This window comes from Roseomonas sp. WA12, assembly GCF_054165765.1.
Map to the genome: position 1 here is coordinate 270,930 of NZ_JBSTUI010000002.1, position 19,375 is coordinate 290,304.

General features: G+C 66.7%; 17 protein-coding genes and 2 pseudogenes. 9 read left to right on the top strand and 10 right to left on the bottom strand.

Features of this window, described 5'->3' with window-relative positions; all coding sequences use genetic code 11:
- The first annotated feature begins 84 nt into the window (after positions 1-84).
- Positions 85-1,602 carry an FAD-dependent oxidoreductase gene (locus ACVBD7_RS23775; protein ID WP_458097982.1) on the top strand — a complete coding sequence of 506 codons (1,518 nt, stop codon included), beginning with the start codon at positions 85-87 and terminating at the stop codon, positions 1,600-1,602.
- A gap of 111 nt (positions 1,603-1,713) precedes the next feature.
- On the opposite strand, the pseudogene ACVBD7_RS23780 reads toward ACVBD7_RS23775, so the two are convergent.
- From ACVBD7_RS23780 to ACVBD7_RS23810, 7 genes and pseudogenes are all read right to left on the bottom strand, one after another.
- Positions 1,714-2,718, bottom strand: a pseudogene (locus ACVBD7_RS23780) (DUF2332 domain-containing protein).
- 473 nt (positions 2,719-3,191) lie between these two features.
- The gene (locus ACVBD7_RS23785; RefSeq protein ID WP_458097983.1) at positions 3,192-4,034 is read right to left on the bottom strand and encodes a glycosyltransferase family 32 protein; all 843 of its coding nucleotides are present in this window, start codon (positions 4,032-4,034) and stop codon (positions 3,192-3,194) included.
- 4 nt (positions 4,035-4,038) lie between these two features.
- Positions 4,039-4,779 (bottom strand): aspartate/glutamate racemase family protein, encoded by a 741-nt coding sequence (locus ACVBD7_RS23790; protein ID WP_458097984.1) that lies wholly within the window; start codon positions 4,777-4,779, stop codon positions 4,039-4,041.
- Between the two features lie 264 nt (positions 4,780-5,043).
- Positions 5,044-5,388, bottom strand: coding sequence for a cation transporter (locus ACVBD7_RS23795; protein ID WP_458097985.1), 345 nt, complete (start codon positions 5,386-5,388; stop codon positions 5,044-5,046).
- Between the two features lie 324 nt (positions 5,389-5,712).
- Positions 5,713-6,471, bottom strand: a complete 759-nt coding sequence (locus tag ACVBD7_RS23800; RefSeq protein WP_458097986.1) for an SDR family oxidoreductase — start codon at positions 6,469-6,471, stop codon at positions 5,713-5,715.
- A 403-nt stretch (positions 6,472-6,874) separates the two neighbouring features.
- Positions 6,875-7,270 (bottom strand): hypothetical protein, encoded by a 396-nt coding sequence (locus tag ACVBD7_RS23805; protein WP_458097987.1) that lies wholly within the window; start codon positions 7,268-7,270, stop codon positions 6,875-6,877.
- 12 nt (positions 7,271-7,282) lie between these two features.
- Positions 7,283-7,531: pseudogene (locus ACVBD7_RS23810) on the bottom strand (transposase); the annotation flags it as partial.
- A 1,061-nt stretch (positions 7,532-8,592) separates the two neighbouring features.
- Here ACVBD7_RS23810 and ACVBD7_RS23815 point away from each other — a divergent pair.
- From ACVBD7_RS23815 to ACVBD7_RS23825, 3 genes are all read left to right on the top strand, one after another.
- Positions 8,593-9,645, top strand: coding sequence for a DUF3616 domain-containing protein (locus tag ACVBD7_RS23815; protein ID WP_458097988.1), 1,053 nt, complete (start codon positions 8,593-8,595; stop codon positions 9,643-9,645).
- 258 nt (positions 9,646-9,903) lie between these two features.
- Positions 9,904-10,140 carry a hypothetical protein gene (locus tag ACVBD7_RS23820; protein ID WP_458097989.1) on the top strand — a complete coding sequence of 79 codons (237 nt, stop codon included), beginning with the start codon at positions 9,904-9,906 and terminating at the stop codon, positions 10,138-10,140.
- 171 nt (positions 10,141-10,311) lie between these two features.
- A complete protein-coding gene (locus ACVBD7_RS23825) occupies positions 10,312-10,686 on the top strand; it encodes a hypothetical protein (protein ID WP_458097990.1) in 375 nt (124 codons plus the stop codon).
- A gap of 275 nt (positions 10,687-10,961) precedes the next feature.
- Here ACVBD7_RS23825 and ACVBD7_RS23830 read toward each other — a convergent pair whose 3' ends face one another.
- Complete coding sequence (locus ACVBD7_RS23830; protein WP_458097991.1) at positions 10,962-11,669, bottom strand: IS6 family transposase; 708 nt, start codon at positions 11,667-11,669, stop codon at positions 10,962-10,964.
- A 480-nt stretch (positions 11,670-12,149) separates the two neighbouring features.
- Here ACVBD7_RS23830 and ACVBD7_RS23835 point away from each other — a divergent pair, with 480 nt between their 5' ends.
- Genes ACVBD7_RS23835 through ACVBD7_RS23855 form a run of 5 tightly spaced genes read left to right on the top strand, consistent with a single transcriptional unit; the run spans position 12,150 to position 16,971 of the window.
- On the top strand, positions 12,150-13,319 hold the full coding sequence (locus ACVBD7_RS23835) for an acyl-CoA dehydrogenase family protein (RefSeq protein ID WP_458097992.1): 1,170 nt from the start codon (positions 12,150-12,152) through the stop codon (positions 13,317-13,319).
- A 22-nt stretch (positions 13,320-13,341) separates the two neighbouring features.
- Positions 13,342-14,448, top strand: a complete 1,107-nt coding sequence (locus ACVBD7_RS23840; RefSeq protein WP_458097993.1) for an LLM class flavin-dependent oxidoreductase — start codon at positions 13,342-13,344, stop codon at positions 14,446-14,448.
- A gap of 14 nt (positions 14,449-14,462) precedes the next feature.
- Positions 14,463-15,413: an ABC transporter substrate-binding protein gene (locus tag ACVBD7_RS23845; RefSeq protein WP_458097994.1), complete on the top strand. Its 951-nt coding sequence runs from the start codon at positions 14,463-14,465 to the stop codon at positions 15,411-15,413.
- Between the two features lie 4 nt (positions 15,414-15,417).
- Positions 15,418-16,362 (top strand): ABC transporter substrate-binding protein, encoded by a 945-nt coding sequence (locus tag ACVBD7_RS23850; protein ID WP_458097995.1) that lies wholly within the window; start codon positions 15,418-15,420, stop codon positions 16,360-16,362.
- A gap of 12 nt (positions 16,363-16,374) precedes the next feature.
- Positions 16,375-16,971: a peroxidase-related enzyme gene (locus ACVBD7_RS23855; RefSeq protein WP_458097996.1), complete on the top strand. Its 597-nt coding sequence runs from the start codon at positions 16,375-16,377 to the stop codon at positions 16,969-16,971.
- 52 nt (positions 16,972-17,023) lie between these two features.
- Here ACVBD7_RS23855 and ACVBD7_RS23860 read toward each other — a convergent pair whose 3' ends face one another.
- Positions 17,024-18,055, bottom strand: coding sequence for an isopenicillin N synthase family dioxygenase (locus tag ACVBD7_RS23860; RefSeq protein WP_458097997.1), 1,032 nt, complete (start codon positions 18,053-18,055; stop codon positions 17,024-17,026).
- A gap of 10 nt (positions 18,056-18,065) precedes the next feature.
- Complete coding sequence (locus ACVBD7_RS23865; protein WP_458097998.1) at positions 18,066-19,367, bottom strand: O-acetylhomoserine aminocarboxypropyltransferase/cysteine synthase family protein; 1,302 nt, start codon at positions 19,365-19,367, stop codon at positions 18,066-18,068.
- Positions 19,368-19,375: the final 8 nt, after the last annotated feature.

The following is a 19,375-nucleotide window of genomic DNA, read 5'->3' on the forward strand; positions in this document are numbered from 1 at the left end:
GGTGTCTACCACCCGTTCTATTGACCCGAAAGTCATTAGAAACTTAATGACCGCTGGGTCATCAAAGACCGAGAGGAAGCACGAATGCGGGACGTTCTGATCGTAGGCGCCGGGCCGACCGGCCTCGCGTTGGCCCTCTGGCTGACCAAGCAGGGCATCGGCGTCCGGATCATCGATAAGGCCGCCGGGCCCGGGGAGACCTCCCGCGCCATGGCAGTGCAGGCCCGCACGCTCGAGCTTTACCGCCAGCTCGACCTGGCGGACGCGGTCATCGCGGCAGGGCACAAGAACCCCACCATGAACTTTTGGGCCGGGCGCAAGCGCCGGGCGAAGCTGTCCTTGCGCGATGCGGGAGCGGACATCACCCCGTACCCGTTCCTGCTGGTCTATCCGCAGGACCAGCACGAGCGCCTGCTGATCGACCGCCTCCAGACCCTCGGCGTCACCGTCGACCGGCGGACCGAACTGGTGTCCTCCGAGGACAAGGACGATCACGTCGCGGCCCGTCTACGTGGACCGGACGGCGGCGAGGAGGTGGTCGAAGCGCGCTACCTCGCGGGCTGCGACGGTGCCCGCTCGCCGATTCGGCATCAGCTCGGCGCGAGCTTCGAGGGCGGCACCTACAAGCAGGTCTTCTACGTCGCGGACGTCGAGCTGAGCGGCCTGGACCCGGCCGACGAGGCCTACATCGCGCTCGACAGCTCCGAATTCGTGATGGTGCTGCCCTACGGCAAAGGCGGGCAGTTCCGCCTGATCGGTGTCGTCGTCGGCGAATGGGCGGACCGTGCCGAGACGCTGACCTTCGAGGACGTCAGCCACGAGGCCATCAAGGATCTGGCGCTCACGGTCGACAAGGTGAACTGGTTCTCCACCTACCGTGTCCATCACCGCGTCACCGATCGCTTCCGGCAGGGGCGCACCTTCCTGCTCGGGGACGCCGCGCACGTGCACAGCCCGGCCGGTGGCCAGGGCATGAACACCGGCATCAGCGACGCCATCAACCTGGCCTGGAAGCTGGCGGCGGTCGTGAAGGGGGAGGCGCCCGACAGCCTGCTCGACAGCTACCAGCAGGAGCGCCAGGCCTTCGCGCACAAGCTGGTGGACACCACGGACAGGCTGTTCACCTTCGCCACGGCGGAGGGCAGCTTTGCCGACTTCGTGCGGAGCCGCATCTTCCCGACCGTCGCGAGCGTCGCCTACGACATCGGCAGCGTGCGCGAGTTCATGTTCCGGACGGTCTCGCAGACCATGCTGAACTATCACGAGAGCCCGTTGAGCGAAGGCAAGGCGGGAAAGGTGAAAGGCGGCGACCGTCTGCCCTGGGTGCCATCGCACGGAGCCGACAACTACGGTCCGCTCTCCGAGATCGGCTGGCAGGTCCATGTCTACGGCACGGCCAGGGCGGATCTGCGGGCCTGGTGCGAGCAGCACCGGATCCCGCTGCACGCCTTCAATTGGGAACCCGAGCACGGGAAGGCCGGTCTGGAGCAGGACGCCGCCTACCTGCTGCGGCCGGACACCTACGTGGCGCTAGCGGAGCCGAAGGCGTCCTCTGCCTCCCTCGACCGGTACTTCGCATCGCGCTTCCTTAATCGCGGCTGATGAGGGTTAGGAAACGACTGTTCAGCGGGGAACCCCGGCTGATCGTCCGCTTCCGGCCCATAGATCCACAAAGCAGAGAAGCCGCTTTCGACCCTGACCAGGCTCTCGGGCTTACGCGATGGCTGCCTCCGGCGCGATCCATTCCATGGCCGCCCCATGCGGCTCGGTCCAGTCAACCGGCTTTCGGTTGACCGACATGAGGAACCGGCCAGCCTGGCTCGCCCGGCCGATGCCATCCAATAAATCAGGTAGGACGCTCGGAGCCTCATTGCAAATCCAGTATGGGAAGAGAGACGTCACCGTGTTCGCGAAGGCCTGCCGGTCTTCCTGGTCCAGGACGTAGGCCAGGACCGCCGTATGGAACACCACGAGTGTCGCGCCTGCGGGCGCTTCCCGGCACAGCGCGGCCAGAGCGTCGCTGGTCAAATCTCCTCTAACCACGCGGGGCTTCTGAGCAGCGGCCACACGCAGGGCAAGGCAAAGACCGTCCAGCCGCTCGGTCTGTTCCGGCCAGACCAGCGTTTCGATTCAAGATGATTGCTCCCGATCGGTGGCGTCCAATGGATTCAGGTCCAATCCGGCCCGCCACACGGTCTGCGGCATCTCCGTCGGGACAGGGGTGTTGGGGCTCGCGATGCAGCGGAACACCGGAAAGGTCCCGTCTTCGACGTCCGGCCGGACGATGCCGGAACCGAAGTCGTAACCGTAGGAGTCCGGCAGAAGGCACAAGCCAGCAGAGGCACCAACCCCGATCAGGGCCAGCGGCTGCGGTAGTTGCGCCAGGATCGGCAGAAGCACTGCGCAGCGCGCGTGTTCGTTGGTCTGCGTCGAGCGCGTCAGCATTACGGAGCGAACCGCCTCGGCATTTCTGAGCAGGCGGCGCTTGAAGTGGCCGAAGTCTTCGGAGATGCCCTCAAGGGAGCGCACAGCAGCGAACAATAGGTTTGGTTGCTGCTTCGCAAGTGGAAGCGCCGACAGGAAGCCGATGACCTCCGCGTCGTGCGCGACGCCCCGAGCCAGCGCCTCGAAGAGGGGCGAGCGTCCCTGCGCTTCGTTGTCCGCGAAGCTAATGTACCGTTCGGCCGGACCGCCCGGGATTGAACCGGCTGTTTGCATGGACAAGGTCCCGTTAGCTGAAGGGAAGCTCAGATTGTGACGACGGAGGCACCAGCAGCAATCATACGCCGATCATGGAAGTCCTCTTCCCACTCATCCTGACCATCGGTCATGTCGGCTCTGGGGCGAGCGACGCCGGTGACTGGACAGCCGATTTGGGCCCAGGGCGGCAGCCGGGTGCCTCTTCGTGTGAGCCTGCAGTCAGCCTTAACCGGGGTCCTGGTCGGGGCTGTCACCGACCAGTGGCGGCTCCCGAAGCTGGCGGCCATCTCCCCCCATGCTTCTCCTCTTCTCGGCAAAGGTGTTCGTGGTCCACTGGGCGCTCGGGCGTCTTGCGGCAGGCGGCGCCCCCCCGGCGGACCCTGGCTGGCCCTGGGCCCCTCAACTCTTGCCCCGACGCTCCTCTTACTCCTGATCGAAAGGGGCTTCGGCCGTAGCGATCGACGACGAGATCGCTGCCTTCATACGGATGGTCAGCTTTTATTCATGTTGCGCCAGTTACGATCATCCGCCCGGTAGGACAGTTCCCATCGAGTCCGCCCGACCCGGTCCCAGTCCCGGATCATCTCGTAGTCCGGAAGCAACCCGGCGAGCGCCCGTTGATGGGCGTGCTCGACGAGGGCGACGGTCAGGTTGCCCGGCCCAGTCAGGGCCTGGATGTCCATTGAACCTGTCGCGCCGAGTAGCGCGTCGGTGGCCCGCTCGAGCGCCCGGCTCAGCAATGGGTGACCGGCGGGCGCGACCAGTGGGTTGTTGTTGACGTAGTACAAGCGGTCGGGCCTGGGCCGGTCGAAGCGCCAGAAGCCCGCTACCTCCACCAGGGTGCTGCTGGGGATGTCGAAAGATAGGGGCTGCAGCTTCAGGTGACTGTTGCCGTAAAGGAGGGGCCAGTTCCCTTCCGTCATTGCGTCGTCCGCGTCCACGTAGAAGCCGCCCGACGAGGACAGGTAGCACAGGCGGAAGTAGTCGCTGCGCATCGCCGGATGGTGGCAGCGCGAGAAAGCATCCAGATGCCGCGGGCTGCCGGTCCTTCGAATGTGGGCCGTGGCCGAAGCATCGTCGAAGGTCAGGATGTCGAAGCCGTCCTCTCGCAGCGGGTTCCAGCTGTCCAGGCAGTCCCTGACGTCTGGCGGCACGGCACCGGCATCGTCCCAGAAGCGCACCAGCACCTTCGGGATCGTGCTGGCGGTGCCTGACAGCGCTTTCTCCGCGCGTTCCGCCACGAACAGGCGACGGACGAACTCGGAGCGAAGCAGGTCGTCCTCATGGAAGCCCTGCGGGAATGCCGTCAGGGATGTATCGAGGCCAGGACGCACGCGGTCAGCCCTCCTCGGTGTGGGCGACCGCCCGCTTCGTCACGGCTTCTCCGAGCGCTAGGTCGACGGCCGCCTCTGCATGGATGGCCGTGGTGTCGAAGAGCGGCACCGGGCTGTCTTCGGGCCGCACCAAGAGCATGATCTCCGTGCAGCCCAGGATGATGGCTTCCGCCCCGCGCTCCACCAAGCGGGTGATTACCTCGCGGTAGACCTGGCGCGATGACGGCTCTACCCGGCCCTGCACCAATTCCTCGTAGATCACCTGATGGATCAGGGCACGGTCGGCGTCACCCGGCACCAGGACTTCCAGGCCGTGCCAATCCGCGAGCCGTCCCTTGTAGAAGTCCTGCTCCATGGTGAACGCCGTGCCGAGCAGGCCGACCTTCCGCAATCCGGCGCCCTTGATCCGCTCCGCCGTAGGGTCGGCGATATGGAGCAGCGGCAGCCCGATCGCTGCCTCAACATCATCGGCCATGCGGTGCATCGTGTTCGTGCAGATCACCACGAAGTCTGCGCCGCCGCCCTCGAGGCGCCGGGCTGCCGCGATCATCTCCGCCGCGGCATCATCCCAGCGCCCTGCGTGCTGCAGCGCCTCGATCTCTCCAAAGTCGAAAGACCACATCAGGCAGCGGGCCGAACGCAGGCCGCCGAGGCGGCTACGAACTGTCTGGTTGATGATCCTGTAGTACTCGGCCGAACTTTCCCAGCTCATCCCGCCGATGAGGCCGATTACCTTCTGCGCCATGTTGTCCCTCGTCCAGCAGCGCAACATGGAAGGCGAAGGCTGTCAGATGAGCAAGGACGTCCGAAAAACGCCGGAGTGGACCTCAGGGCGCGGGAGATCGTTTTTCCTACGGCCCGCCCTCATTGTCCCGAGCGATGCCTTTCGCCTCGCACCACCTGTCAACGACCCAGTGCACCAAGGCGAGGTCGCCCAGTCCCTTGTGCGGAGACCCAGGCAGGCCGTTCAGCTGCAGTTCGTAGAGTTGGCCGGTGTGATCGCGACTGATCAGGGCCGGACCATATCGGTAGCACTGGCTACCTTCGCTCGGGTGCGCTGAGTCGGCAGGCTCCGACCGATCGGAAATGAGATGAGCGGGCATTTCCTTCGGTCTGGCACCCAGGCTGTCGGCGAACTTGCATTCTCCGGTGTGGCGCGGCGCAGCACGCACCGTCTTTCTCCACGGCAGCCTGTGCATCGGTCTCGCTCCGCCATGAGGTTCACCAAGAGGTCGGCGACCCCCGGCATTCGGCCGACGGCCTTCTCGACCTTGGCCACGCAGGAGACGCAGTCCGTTCCCTCCACGCGCCAGGGCACGGACTGCCCCTGGCTGCCGTTCCGCGTGCCGTCCATGAGGGTGCCCCCTACTGCCAGCTCCTCAGATAGAACCGCCAGCCACTGGAGGTTCAAGGGGAGATGTTCGACGTTGCCCGAGCGGTGACCTTCACCCCCGGGGACATCGTTCTCGACCTTGCCACCATGACGCGGGCGCGACGCGACCCCCCTGGATCACGTCATCCCTCTCTCGTTCCTGATCACCTGCGTCTCCCTGCTGTGGGCGACCGTCGGGCAGGCGCGCGGGACGGCGTTCCTGGCCCTGAGGTCGGCTTCGCTCCCCTTCAGGGGACAGCGTAAACAGGCCGTCAGGTGAGACGGGCCAGGAGGCGGGCCATCTTCCTAGAGCAGTCTGATCGACATGCCCCCGTCCACAATCATCGGGGTGCCAGTCATGAAGGCCGATCGGTCTGAGAGAAGGAAGACGGCTGCCTGGGCGATTTCACTCGGCTGCGCCATCCGCTTTACCGGATGCAGCCCGGCGACGAATGCCAGCGTGTCGGCATCTCCTTCGCCTCCGGCGGGAGTGATGGTGCCACCCGGCAGCAGTGAATTGACACGGACGCCTTCCGCTGCGTGATCCAATGCAAGGGACTGCACCAGCCCGTTCAGCCCGGACTTGGATGCTGCGTAAGCCCCCATTCCAGGCAAGCCGCCATTGCTGAAGCCTACAAAGGACGACGTGAAGACGATCGAGCCTCGCCCCTGCTTCGCCATCACTGGTATCTGAGCTCTAGCGGCTAGGAAAGCGCTCGTTAGGTTTGTCGCGATGACGTCGCTCCAGTTGGCGAGTTCCATATCCGCGGCCGAAATCATTGTTCCCACAATACCCGCGTTGTTGAATGCACCGTCCAAGGTGCCGAACTCCTGGACGGCAAGCTCCACAAGGGCACCGGCGTAAGCTTCGTCCCTGACATCTCCCGCAAGGAACACGACCCTCCCTCCGCCGTGGCGGATCTTCTGTGCCGCAACCTCCAATGAAGCAGACCTACGCGCACCAAGAACCAGATCGGCTCCCTCGGTTGCGAACAGCAAGGCAGCTGCCGCGCCGATCCCGCTACTCGCTCCAGTGACGATGATCGACTTGCCACTCAGTTCCATGTGGTTCGCTCCTGAACAATGTACCCAGGAGCTCTAATGGCTGCGCCGACACCCCGGCCTTCCGGTTGTTGTGCTCGAATGCAGAGACCGATGTATAGTCTACCCCTTCATCCATCGTGATGCACGACGCAGACAAAGCCGCCAATGATGCTGCGTGGATGTAGCCCGATCTGCAACCGGCTCTCTGCATTCGACATGCCTACCGACGGCGACCAAGGCAGCTGTCGGTAAAGCTGCGAAGGAGATCCGCGAGGTCCGCTGGTCGGTCCAGACTGGGCAGGTGGGCAGTCCCGGCTAGCTCGTGCCCTGACGCATTCGGCATTACATCAGTGATGTAGCGACACCGCTCCTGGATGTGCGGGAAGTCGAGATCTCCCCAAAGCACGAGCGTCGGCACGGCAATCTAAGCCAAGCGGTCGAAGGCTGGCGATGTGTCGAGGTTCGGCCCGGTTGGCGGTGACCGAAGCGCGATGGCGTTCATGTCGAGGAACAGCGCTCGGGCGTCACCCGTGACGCGTTCCTCCGGTGCCATCAGGCCGTCCAGCCAAAGCCGGTCCCTGAACGCGTTCACCTGATCCAGGTCTCCCGCGTCCTCGGCCGCTTTCTGACGGCTCAACACGGCCGCGATGTCGGGCGGATAGTTTGCCTCGGGCGCTCCGCCCACGCTGGGCACGGTTAGAGCCAGGGCATGAATGGGGGAGGGAGACCGCAGGGCCGCGTCGATCGCGATCTTCCCGCCTTGCGCGCACCCGATCAGGATAGGCGGTGCGCCTCCTGCAAATCCGTTGATCACCGCCATCAGGTCCTATAACCACCAGTACACCGTCTGCCACGGCCCGAAGTGGACCGGCAGCATCCGCCAGCTCCCGCCCGAGCGCGCGAGGTAGCGGATCGCGTTCAGCACCTCTCGCAGGTCCACCGAGGGTTTGCGGCCTCGCCGAGCGGGGCGGGGCATCAACGGCTCGATCTGGGCCCACTCCTCGTCTGCCAGGTCAGACGGGTAGCGCTTGGTCTTGCGGGCGACTTCGGCCATCCGGCGACGCGTTTCTCGGGTCCACATCCCGATCTTGAATAACCCTGTCCAAGTCCTGCCAAGCTCCTCTCAGGTAGCCATTTAGGTGCAACGTGCTTACTGTCGCCTGTACTCCGGGCAAGCATTCCTGAGGGGGTTACGCATGCGGGGATACGAGCCTCGTTCCTCAATGCGGCTACCTTCTACAATGCCTAGTTCGACACGGCGATTTCGGACGTCTCTTTCCCCAGCCGACTTCGGAGCGAGCTTACTTCGGTCGCCGAACGCTTCGATTACGATGGAAGCCGCCGGAATGCCGAGCGTAATCAAGCGAGCCCGCGCGCAAGACTGAGGGCGCACTGATCACGCGCTCCCGGGTCGTCCGCATGCGCCGCGACAACGACCTTCCAATCCCCCGGTGGCAACGGTCCGCAGGTGCTGACCGGCCCTGTTGGGTCTGAGGGCCTCTGGTCGCTAAAGAAGCGGACGAACTCCTCCAAAGCCTGATCGCCGCGAGGAGAAACACTGGTCAAACCCGGCTCGATGAAGAAGACGAGGTAGGTGCGCGAACACGCCTCGGCTTGACTAGTCGAGAGTAGAAAAGTCCCACCAAGGGCAATGACGCCGAGTAGGATGGACGACACCCTGATCCTCATCCGGCCACCTTAACGCGACGGACAAGAACCGCCATCTGCCCACGTACCTTCCAAGTCGATGTCACGACGATGCATCATCGTGGTTGACCTCGCCAAGCTATTCTCAAACAGTCACTTACAGGTTGATTACGTTGGGTACCCGCACTGCCTGTACCTGGGCGGGGCCTGCATGTTCTGGCTCGCTGAGGTCCGCATCCACATGGGCATGAGGAGGATCCGTCCTTAACGGGTTCGCGGGCACGGTAGGAGCCGCAGCGCGATATGCCTCGGCGTCACCCATTGGAGGTGCCGGTGTGATGGAGGGCAGACGGAGCGCTCGCGCTCCAACGCGGCCTGACGAGGACAGGATGGCCACAGACCGTGGCGGGCATCGGAGCGGCAAGGGAGGACAACATGGGTGCAAGCGAGTAGCTCCTGAGAAGGACATTCTGGCGCGCCTTCCCAGCACTGGCCGTGACCCTGCTCGGTCTGGCTTGTTCCGCAGTGCAATCTGCGGAGAGCCATGAAATCCGGAATGGCAGGCTCGTGGAACTGCGGGGGGCCTGCGATGCGTCCGGCTCGCTCCTGACGGCTCCCACATCTTTCGACGAGATCCTCGTCTGGAACGACGAGACGGAGACGACGGGGCGGTTCCGGATGGACGGCACGCCGTTGCCCGTCGAGCAACACCCGGAAAGCGATCCGCGCAACCTGCAACGGCAGCACCGCTTTCAGGGTGCTAGTGGCGAGGTCGATCTCGAGGGTGCGGCGCGGGTCGGCCGCCGCCTTTACGTGGTCGGCTCACATGGACGGAACTCTTCAGGCGAGCGCAGACCACGTCGTGAACAGCTGGCAGCAGTCGCCGTCACACGCGTGGGCGACGCGGTATCCGTGTCGGTAGAGGAGGACACCCAGCCCTACCGGGATCTCGTCCGGCATGTCGCAGCGATCGACGTCCTGCGTCCGCACACCGGTCTGGAGAGGGCTACTGACCCCGGACTCGCGCCCGAGAAGTCCGGAGTCAGCATCGAGGGCCTTGCGGTGGGCCTCGACTACTCCTCGCTCCTTCTAGGCTTCAGGAATCCTCTGGACGCGGAAGGCAGGGCTGTAGTCCTCCGCCTTCAAAATCACGGTGACCTCGTCACCTCGGGCAGTGACCCGGTCCTCGATGCCTCCATGCTGCTTCAGCTCGGCGGCCGGGGCGTTCGGAGCATCGAGCGCGCGCCCTCGTCGATGTCGGTCGCCTACCTAGTCGTGGCTGGTCCAGTGGGCGATGGCACTGACTTCGCGCTGTTCACCTGGTCCGGCATCCCGGGGGAGGATCCGATAGAGGTCCTCGGCTTCGCGGAGGCGACCCGGGACATCCAGGACTTCCGGCCCGAGGGGCTGGTTCTCCCAGGTGGCCGCCGGATCCTCCTGCTGAGTGATGACGGTGACCGGAGCCTGGCGGGGCGCCAGTGCAAAGCCCTTCCAGGGGACCAGCAACGCTTCCGGACTCTGTTACTGGACTTTGGCACCGCTCCTTGAAGGCGCGGCATCTCAGGCGAAAGACGCAGCAGAAAGGGTCGTTTTCCAGAGGGCGACGTTAGGCACGTTCTCCTGATCCTGGGTTTTTGTTCTTGCTTTGTTCGGATTCGGCCATCTAGGTTTTGGGGGATGCTGAAGCCCATCCTCCCCCTTCGATCTGCCCCAGCCTGGCTCTCGCGGCGAACAGTTGCCCTGGCTGTCGCCCGTCGTGACGATGCCGTCCGGCGTGGTAGGCCGAAGGCGGAGGTGAGGCGCTGCGTGCAGTCCACGGTCATCGCCGCGCACATCGCCCTTCCGCAGTCGATGATCGATGAGGCTTCGAACTGGGTGATGGCATGGCGCGCCATCCGGCTTGCATCACCACCAGCCGAGCTGCTCGGCGCCAGACCACACCGGGGCACGCTCGCAGCACAACTTGCGGCAAGGGGAAACACTGTCGGCGTGCTTCCTGGAGTCGACCTCTCGATCCGCGTTCTCGCAACTGCCGCAGGATGAAGTCCCATGTCCGCCATCAAAGGGTCGCCTAAGGGAGTACCCGATCCGAGGACGTCATCGCCTAGCTACGCGCCGGTGCCCCCTTTTCCGGTTCTGGAAGGCCTGTCACCGGAGGAACGCCAAGCCGCGGTGCAGAGGCATCACGTCGAGGTTGATCTATGGAAGCTACAGGTGAATACCCTGACCGAACTCGCGAAGGCTGGTGCGGAGGCATCACGTCTGGCCGTAGGTCAGGCACTCGTCGTCAACGCCGGTGGGGCGGTCGCCCTCCTCACGCTGCTTGGCAACATGGCAGGGCGAGGAGCGGCGACGATCGAGAGCCTGCTTCCCCGTGTCGGTCCCGCGTTGCTGGCATATGCATCCGGGGTGATGCTTGCACTGCTTGTGTCTGTCTGCGTTTCCCTTGCCCACGACGCCGCCATCGTGCTGCGGGCAACTGCAGCAACCCGCTGGAGGATCGCGGCGCGCCTGCTGTTCGCCCTGAGCCTCGGAGCGTTCGGGGTCGGGACTGTCACGGCAGCGGTCGCGCTGCTCTGGTCGCTGTAGCAACGGGCGCCATCTAGTTCAGCTGAGGAGCTGACGACAGCGTTTAACTTAGTGTCGACCGGCCCAGAGACTCAGGAGCGCCAACTCCACTCTGGTGGATGTTCCGGATCGGTCGCCGACCTTCGCCGCGTCGATCCGGGATCTAGTGGGGGGTAGCCTGCCGAATGTCCTCGTCGGCCAGACTAGGCGGATGGCGATCGCTGCCGCTATGCCGCCTGGGGGCTTTGTCAGGTTGGGGACGTAGGGGCCAAATCGCACCGAGGCTGGCGCAGCCCTCATCTCGTCGGTGCAGTCCCGGTCACATCGCGCCAAGCGCTGAACGCGGCGCTGCAGGCCTCGCGGTGTTGGTCGGCGGTCAGGCGGTGACGACGGAGTTGGAAGTGGTTGTGGATCCGGCAATGGGTGGAGAGGAATCGCTGGGCATGACGCGGTGACTTGAACCGCTGCATCTGCCGTTCTCGTCGTCGTGTCGGCTGGTGTGACACCTCGGCGTGGTTGTTGAGATAGCGGCTTTGCCGATGCTCCTCGCCCGGCAGGATCTCGCGCTTCGCTGCGCCATAGCTGCGCAGCTTGTCGGTGACGATCACACGAGGCACGTACTGCAGCCCCTTCAGCAGTTTGCGGAAGCACCGCTTGGCTGCCGTGGTATTGCGTCGGCTCTGGACCAGGATGTCGAGTACGTGACCGTTCTGATCCACCGCGCGCCAGAGGAGATGCTGCTTCCCGCGGATGCGGATGAACACCTCGTCCATGAACCACTTGTCGCCCGGCCGTGGCCGGCGTCGCTTCAGCTCGTTCGCGAACAGCCGGCCGAAGCGCAGGCCCCAGTCCCAAATGGTCTCGTAGCTGACCACGACCCCTCGTGCGGCCAGGATTAGCTCGACGTCACGCAGGCTGAGGCTGAAGCAGTGGTACAACCACACCGCGTGCTGGATTACCTCGGCCGGATAGCGGAAGCCTCGGTAAGGGCTGGGGGGCGTCATGCAGCCGAGACTGCCACCGTCCTGCCGGACCTGCTAACCTGACAAGGTCCACACACTCCATCTCAGGCTTCCGGCCGACCCTCACCCCATCTGAAGCCTATCCACGCCTACCCCAGTTCGCCAATCCGCTCTTGCCTGGCGCGAGAGCTGACAGATCCTCTCCGTGCTGGTGTGCCCCGCTCTGATCGGCGGGGGAGCCTAGCAGACACTGCGGCGTCTTTGCGCCTGCATAAGCGCCAATGGGCACTCCCGTCCTAAGAAGGCAGGGTGACACAGTACCGGCCAACTCCGGGACCGCGGCATTTTGGAAAACACAACTGTTCAGGCCCCGACGCTGCGCCACTAAGCTGCGCGCCATGATGAGGCCGCACACGATCTACGCCGACGTTATCAATTGTAGTCGCCGCGCATCGCCCTAGTCCCCACAAAAACCTGCCACGGCGTAGTCCAGCGGCAGGGCACCGACAAAACGGATCGCCGATGGAGCTCGCCACGCAGCTAGGCGGCAGTGTCGCCGCCCGTCACCCTCTATCCGTGCCGCCGTCGCTCGCAAACATGGCGGCCACGCACGACGCGGAAGCGCGGTTTCCGCACGCGAGCATCGCGCAGCTCCACGACGCGGGCCTCCTCGCGCTGACGGTGCCACGTCGCTTCGGGGGCATAGGGGGAGGCCTCTCGCACGCGGCCGAGCTTCTACAATCGGCCGGTGCGGCTTGTGCCTCCACGGCCCTTATTCTTGCCATGCAGCTCAACAGGCATGGCGCCCTGGCGAGGGATAGGCGCTGGCCCAGGCCGGCACGCGAGCGTGTCTCGCGCGACGCCGTGCGGGAGGGCGCGCTCCTCAACGCTCTGCGCGTGGAGCCGGAACTGGGTTCGCCCACCCGCGGCGGTCTGCCTGCCACGGTCGCCCGCCGCCTTCCGGACGGTTCTTGGAGCCTCACCGGCCGCAAGACCTACGCTACCGGCGCATCGGGCCTGACGTGGATGGAGGTCTGGGCCCGCACGGAGGAGGATCGCCCACGCGTTGGCTATCTTCTCGTCAACGCCCGTGCATCCGGCTTGCGCATCGAGGAGAGCTGGAACCACCTGGGCATGCGGGCGACCGGAAGCCACGACGTCGTCTTTGAGGAGGTCATCGTCCCAGCAGGCCATGCGGTTGACCTCCGATCGCCGGAGGAATGGGCCGACCCCGACCTGGAGCAGGCGGCGTGGAACGCCGTGGGTCTCGGCGCCGTCTACACCGGCATCGCGCAGGCCGCGCGAAATTGGGCAGCGCGATTTCTTGCCAAACGGCGCCCGACCGGCCTTGGCGCCCCGCTCGCTACCCTGCCCCGAATGCAGGAAAAGATCGGCGAAGTCCAATCGCGCCTCCTCGTCAACGCGCGCCTGATCTCCTCTGCGGCAGCAGAGACGGATGTTGGCACGCCGCCCTCCCTTGCGGACAGCTTCCTCCTGAAGACAGTGCTTGCCGAGAACGCCGTGCGCGCGGTCGAAGCCGCCGCGGCCCTGGCGGGCAATCACGCCTTCTCGCGAAGCAACCCGATGGAGCGGCACCTGCGCGACGTGCTCTGCGCCCGTGTGCACGTCCCCAACGACGCCGCCGCCCATCTCGCCGCCGGCCGCGCCCTGCTCTCCAGCTACGGCATCTGACCCTAGAAGGACGTCATACAGCATGTCACTGCACATCACGGGCATGATCTGGGCCCGCCCCACCTCGGATCTCGAGCCGCCGAGCGGTGCCGCATTCCAGCCCGACCACATCGAGGCGATCACCCGCGCCCATGAGGATGGCGGGTTCGACCGCGTGCTCGCGGGCTACTGGACCAATGCCGCGGACACGTTTCTCGTTCTCGCCCATGCCGCTGCGGTGGCAAAGCGGATCCACTTCCTCATCGCGCACCGCCCAGGCTTCGTCTCGCCCACCCTCGCCGCGCGCAAGCTGGCCACGCTGGAGAACCTGACGGGCGGTCGCCTCGCGCTTCACGTCATCTCTGGCGGCGACGATCCCGACCAGCGCAAGGACGGCGACTATGCCGACCATGCCGCGCGCTATCGCCGCACGGACGAGTTCCTCGGCATCATCCGCAACATCTGGACGGCCGACCGCCCCATCAGCCACGAGGGCGAGTTCTACCGCTTCGAGGATGCGTGGTCCGACGTCCGGCCGGTCCAGGCGCCGCACCTGCCCATCTTCTTCGGCGGCGCCTCGGATTCAGCGCTGCGCGTGGCCAGCCGCCACGCCGATGTCTATGCTCTGTTCGGCGAGCCCCTGGCCGATACGGCCGCCATGCTGGACCGGGTCCGCGCCGCGGTCCCGCCTGGGCGGGAGATCGCCTTCTCCTGGTCCAACCGCCCGATCATCGCGGCCACCGAGAAGCAGGCCTGGGAGAAGGCGCAGGATATCCGGGAGCGGGCCCTCCGCAAGCAGCAAGTCGCGGGCGGCGCGGGGCTGATCCCCGCAAGCGGGGCAACGAACTCCCAGCGCCTCGTCGGCCTCTCCCAGCGCTGCGAGGTTCTGGACGAGCGGCTCTGGACCGCCATGGCCGGGGTGCTCGGCGGCCGTGGTAACTCCACGGCCCTGGTCGGCACGGCGGAGCAGGTTGCGCGCGCCATGCTGCGCTACCGCGCCCATGGCGTCTCCCACTACATCCTCCGCGGCTGGGACCCGCTGCCCGACACGGTGCAGTACGGCCAGGAACTCATCCCGCTGCTGCGCGAGCTGGCCGAGGCGGAGGATCGCGGCCGCATCACCGTCGCCTTCCGCAACGCGGCCGAATGAAAGGGATCCGCACCTTGACAAGCGGCATAAACCGGCGAGCCATCCTGGCCGCCTCCGGCCTCCTCGCCACCGCCCTGCCCGCCCAGGCGCAACCCCGCCTCGCCGCCTTGCGGGTGGGCAGCCAGCGCGGCGGGCTGCAGGCGCTGTTGGAAGCCTCCGGCCAAGCGAAGGACCTGCCCTACCCCGTGGTCTGGAGCGAGTTCCAGGCTGCCCAACCCCTGCTGGAGGCGCTCAACGCCGATGCGATCGATATCGGCTCAATGGGCGACCTCAACTTCTTCTCGGTCTTCGCCAATGGTGCGGCCATCAAAGCGATCGGCGCCACGCGGTCGGATGCCGCCTCCCAGAACATCGTGGTGAAGGCGGATGGCCCGATCCGGACCGTGGCGGATCTGCGCGGCAAGCGCGTGGCGGCCGCGCGGGGCGGTTGGACGCATTACTCGCTGTTCCGCATCCTCGAACAAGCGGGGGTGAAGCCGAGTGAGGTGAACATCGCCTGGCTGCTGCCGGCCGATGCCGCCCTGGCCTACCGCACCGGCGCGATCGATGCCTGGTCGGTCTGGGAGCCCTTCACCTCGCTCGAGGTGCTGAACTTCGGCAGCCGGGTGCTGGCAGATGCGCGCGGCCTGACGCCGAGTGCCAGCCTTCTCGCCGTCAGCGAACCGGCGCTGCGGAACAAGCGGCCGCAGCTGCAGGACTTCGTGCGGCGGAACCGCATCGGCTGGGAATGGGCGCGGGATCACCTGAAGGACTACGCCCGCACCACCGCCGCCCTGATCCGCCAGCCCGTGCCGGTGATCGAGCGCGCCTACGAGGTGAGCGATGTGAAGGCGGTGCCGATTGACGCCGCCCTGCTAGCCGAGTTCCAGGAGGCGGTGGACCGCTGCGTCGGCTACGGCATCGTCTCCCGCCGCTTCAACGTGGCGGAGGGCATCGACACCTCCTTCAGCGGTGCGGAGGGCTGAGGCCGTGACAACGCGACGTCTCATCCTCACCGCCGGCTCTGCGCTTCTGGCTGCCCCTGCCCTGCTGCGCGCCCAGCCCGCCGGCGTGCTCCGCATCGGCAACCAGAAGGGCGGCCTCCGCTCTCTCCTGGAGGCATCGGGCGTGCTGCATGATCTGCCCTACCGCATCGAGTGGAGCGAGTTTCCAGCCGCAGCGCCACTGCTGGAGGCGCTGAATGCCGGGGCGCTTGACCTGGGATACCAGGGAGACCTGGCTTTCCTCACCGTCCAGGCCTCCGGGGCGCCGGTGAAGGCCATCGGCGTGGCGCGTCCGTCGCCCGCCGGGCAGGGCATCCTGGTGGGAGGGGACGGCCCCATCCGCAGCCCCGCCGACCTGCGGGGCAAGCGCATCGCGGGGAACCGCGGTGGCTGGGGCCAGTTCCTCATCCGCGCCGCGCTGAAGCGCGAGGGGATCGCGCCGGGCGATGCCACCATCAACTTCCTCCCGCCCGCGGACGCCTCCCTCGCCTTCCGCTCCGGGGCCGTCGATGCCTGGGCGATTTGGGAGCCCTACATCTCGCTCGAGGTGCTGGACTTCGGCGCGCGCACGGTTCTGGACGGCAGGGGGCTGACTCCTTCCATCATGTTCGTCGCGGCGCATGAGCGGGCGATCCGGGAGAAGGAGCCAATCCTGGCCGACCTCCTCCGCCGCTTCCGGGACGGCTGGCGCTGGGCGGATGGCCACATCGCCGAGTATGCCCGCTACAACGCCGAGCTGACGCGGCTGCCGGTGCCGGTGCTGGAACGGGCCTACGGCATCGAGCGCGCCGTACCCGGGGTGCTGGACGAGGCGATCGTCGCCGAATTCCAGCGCGCAGCGGACGAGGCAGTGGAATTCGGCCTGCTCCGCCAGCGCGTGGATGTCCGGCCCGGGCTGGACCTGCGCTTCGCCCGCAGCCTTCAGGGATAGAGAGAGGAATCGATGACCGGCGCCATTCCTGCGGCCGGGCCGCATGCGCCCGCTCCGTCCTGGCTTGACCTGCCAGCCGCCAGCCCGTCCGAGGTGGTGCAGGCCGTGCTGGACCGCACCAGGGAGAAGCTCGGCTATGTCCGCAGCGGCCAGGCGGCCCTGCTGCCGCGGCCGGAGCTGCTGCTGGCGCAGGACGCGCTCAGCCGCGCCGTGAACGCGAACCCGGCCAGCACCCTGTCGCCGAAGGAGCGGGAGCTGATCGCGCTGGTGGTGAGCAGCGAGAACCGCTGCGAGCCCTGCGTGCTCGGCCACGCCTCCGCACTGCGCGGCATCACCGGCGATGCCTTCTGGGTCGAGCGCGTGCAGGTGAACCACCGCCACGCACCGCTGTCTCCGCGAGAGCGGGCGCTAGCCGATTACGCGCTGGCCATCACCCGCACCCCGGGCGCGATCGAGCGGGCCGATCTGGACCGGCTGCGCGCGGCTGGGCTGGCGGAGGCGGAGATCCTGGATGCGGCGGCCATCGCCGCGTACTTCAACTTCAGCAACCGGATCAACAGCGCCATTGGCGTCCCGCCCAATTCGGAGGCCTACGCCGCCCATCGCTGAAGCCGCGCCGTGGCGTCTCCGGATGCCGCGGCAAAGCCCCGGCGCGCCGAGGTCAGGCCGGGATGGGCGCCCCGGCCGGCACCAGCAGATCCGCGTGCCAGCGCTGCGCCACATCGGGGTGCGATCGGAGCCTTCCCTTCAGGTAGTTCTGCCCGACGGAGCGGAAGAGCGGGTTCTCCGGGTCGCTCGCCGGCCCCTTCGCCTCGGCCGCGAGCTGCGGGGGCAGATTCAGCAACGGCACCTCCGCGTCCAGCCGCGCGCCGAGGAAGAAGGCGACGGAGATGCGATCCTCCCCCGGCGGCGGGCTCACCACGCGGTGAATGGTAGCGCGCAGGTAGCCGTTGGAGGCGAGTTCCAGCAGCTCCCCGATGTTCACCACGAAGGTGCCTGGCACGGGGACCGCATCCACCCACCGCCCGTCCTCTCGCTGCACCTGCAGGCCGCGTCGGCTGTCCTGCAGGACGAAGGTGAGCAGGCCGCTGTCCTTGTGCGCGCCCACCCCCTGATCGTCGCGCGGGCCCTCCTGGCCGGGATAGCGGATGATCTTCATGGTCTGGTTCGGGGTGCCCTGCACGATGCCATCGAAGGCGTCCGGAGGCTGCTCCAGCGACTTGGCGAAGGCACGCAGCAGGCGGGTCGCCACCCCGGTCAGCGCCGCCTGCCAGTTCAGCAGGGCCGGGCGCAGGTCCGGCAGCGTCTTCGGCCACTGGTTCGGGCCCTGGAGGCGGGACCAGGGCGGCGAGCCCGGCGCGATCGGCAGCGCTTCGCGCTCGGCATGGATGTCGAACTGCTCGCGCCAATCCGGCCGGCCGCGCGTCAGCTCCTGGCCCGCGCGGTTATAGCCGCGGAAATGCGGGGAGTGGACCATCTGCACGGCCAGCTTGTCGGCCTCGGGCAGCTCGAAGAAGCGGCGGGCGGTCCTCAGCACGGCCGTGCCCTCGGCATCCGGGATGCCATGGCCGGCCAGGTAAAAGAAGCCGACGTCCCGGGCGGTGGCGCGAAGGTGCCGCAGGAATGCGGCGCGGTCCTCCGGCGCCCCGTCTAGCCGGCGCAGGTCGATGAGGGGAAGGGCGAGTTCGTTCATGGTCTGCTCCTCAGGCGGCGGCGGGCAGGCGGATCGCGTCCAGCGCCTGCGAGAGGTCCGCCAGGATGTCGTCGATATGCTCGATGCCGATAGAAAGGCGCACATAACCGGGCGTCACGCCGCTCGCGGCCTGCTCCTCGGACGTGAGCTGGCTGTGCGTGGTGGTGGCGGGGTGGATCGCCAGACTGCGGGCGTCGCCGATATTGGCCACATGGTAGAACAGCCTCAGCGCGTCGATGAAGCGCGCACCATCCCCCGCGCCGCCTGCCAGCTCGAACCCGACCAGCGCGCCGGGGCCGCCGGTGAGAACCCGGTCCGCCCGTGCCCTTGCCTCGCCGGTCTGCAGCGACGGGTGGATGACGCGCGTGACGAGCGCATGGCGGGCGAGCCACGCCGCCACGGCGGTCGCGTTGCTCACCTGCCGTTCGATCCGCAGCGGCAGCGTCTCCAGACCCTGCAGAAGCTGGAAGGCGTTGAAAGGCGAAATCGGGGCGCCGAGGTCCCTCTGCACCGTGCTTCGCACCAGGGCAACATAGGCACCGATGCCGTGGCGCTGCGCCACCTCCGTCCAGATCGCGCCGTGGTAGCTCGGATCCGGTGTGTTGAGGGCGGGCTGGCGCTCCTTCCATGCCGCCCAGTCGAAGTTGCCGCCTTCCACGATGATGCCGCCAATGGAGGTGCCGTGGCCGCCGATGTACTTGGTGGCCGAGTGCACGACGATGGCTGCACCGAGCGCAAGCGGACGGGCAAGCAGGGGTGCCGCGGTGTTGTCGACGATCAGCGGGATGCCGTGCTCCCGCCCGATCTCTGCCACTTCGGTAATCGGGAAGGCGATCAGCTTCGGGTTGGGCAGGGTCTCGGCGTAATAGGCGCGCGTGCGCTCATCGGTGGCGGCCCGGAAGTTTGCGGGATCTGTCGGATCGGCGAAACGCACCTCCACGCCCCGCTGGGCGAGCGTGTTGGCAAAAAGATTCCAGGTGCCGCCGTAGAGGTCCGTGGAGGAGACGATGTTGTCCCCTGCCCGTGCGAGGGCGAGGACTGAAAAGGCAGAGGCTGCCTGACCCGACGCCAGCGCCAGGGCGCCGACGCCACCCTCCAGCGCCGCAACGCGCTTCTCCAACACGTCCGTCGTCGGATTGCCGGTGCGCGTGTAGGTGAAGCCGAGCTTCTCAAGGCTGAACAGGTCCCGCGCGTGATCCGAGCTGGGGAACTGGTAGGAGGTGGTTTGGTAGATCGGCACGGCCACCGCGCCGGTTGCCGGGTCTGCGCGCCATCCGGCATGCACGGCGAGGGTTTCGGGCTTCTGGCTCATCGCATACC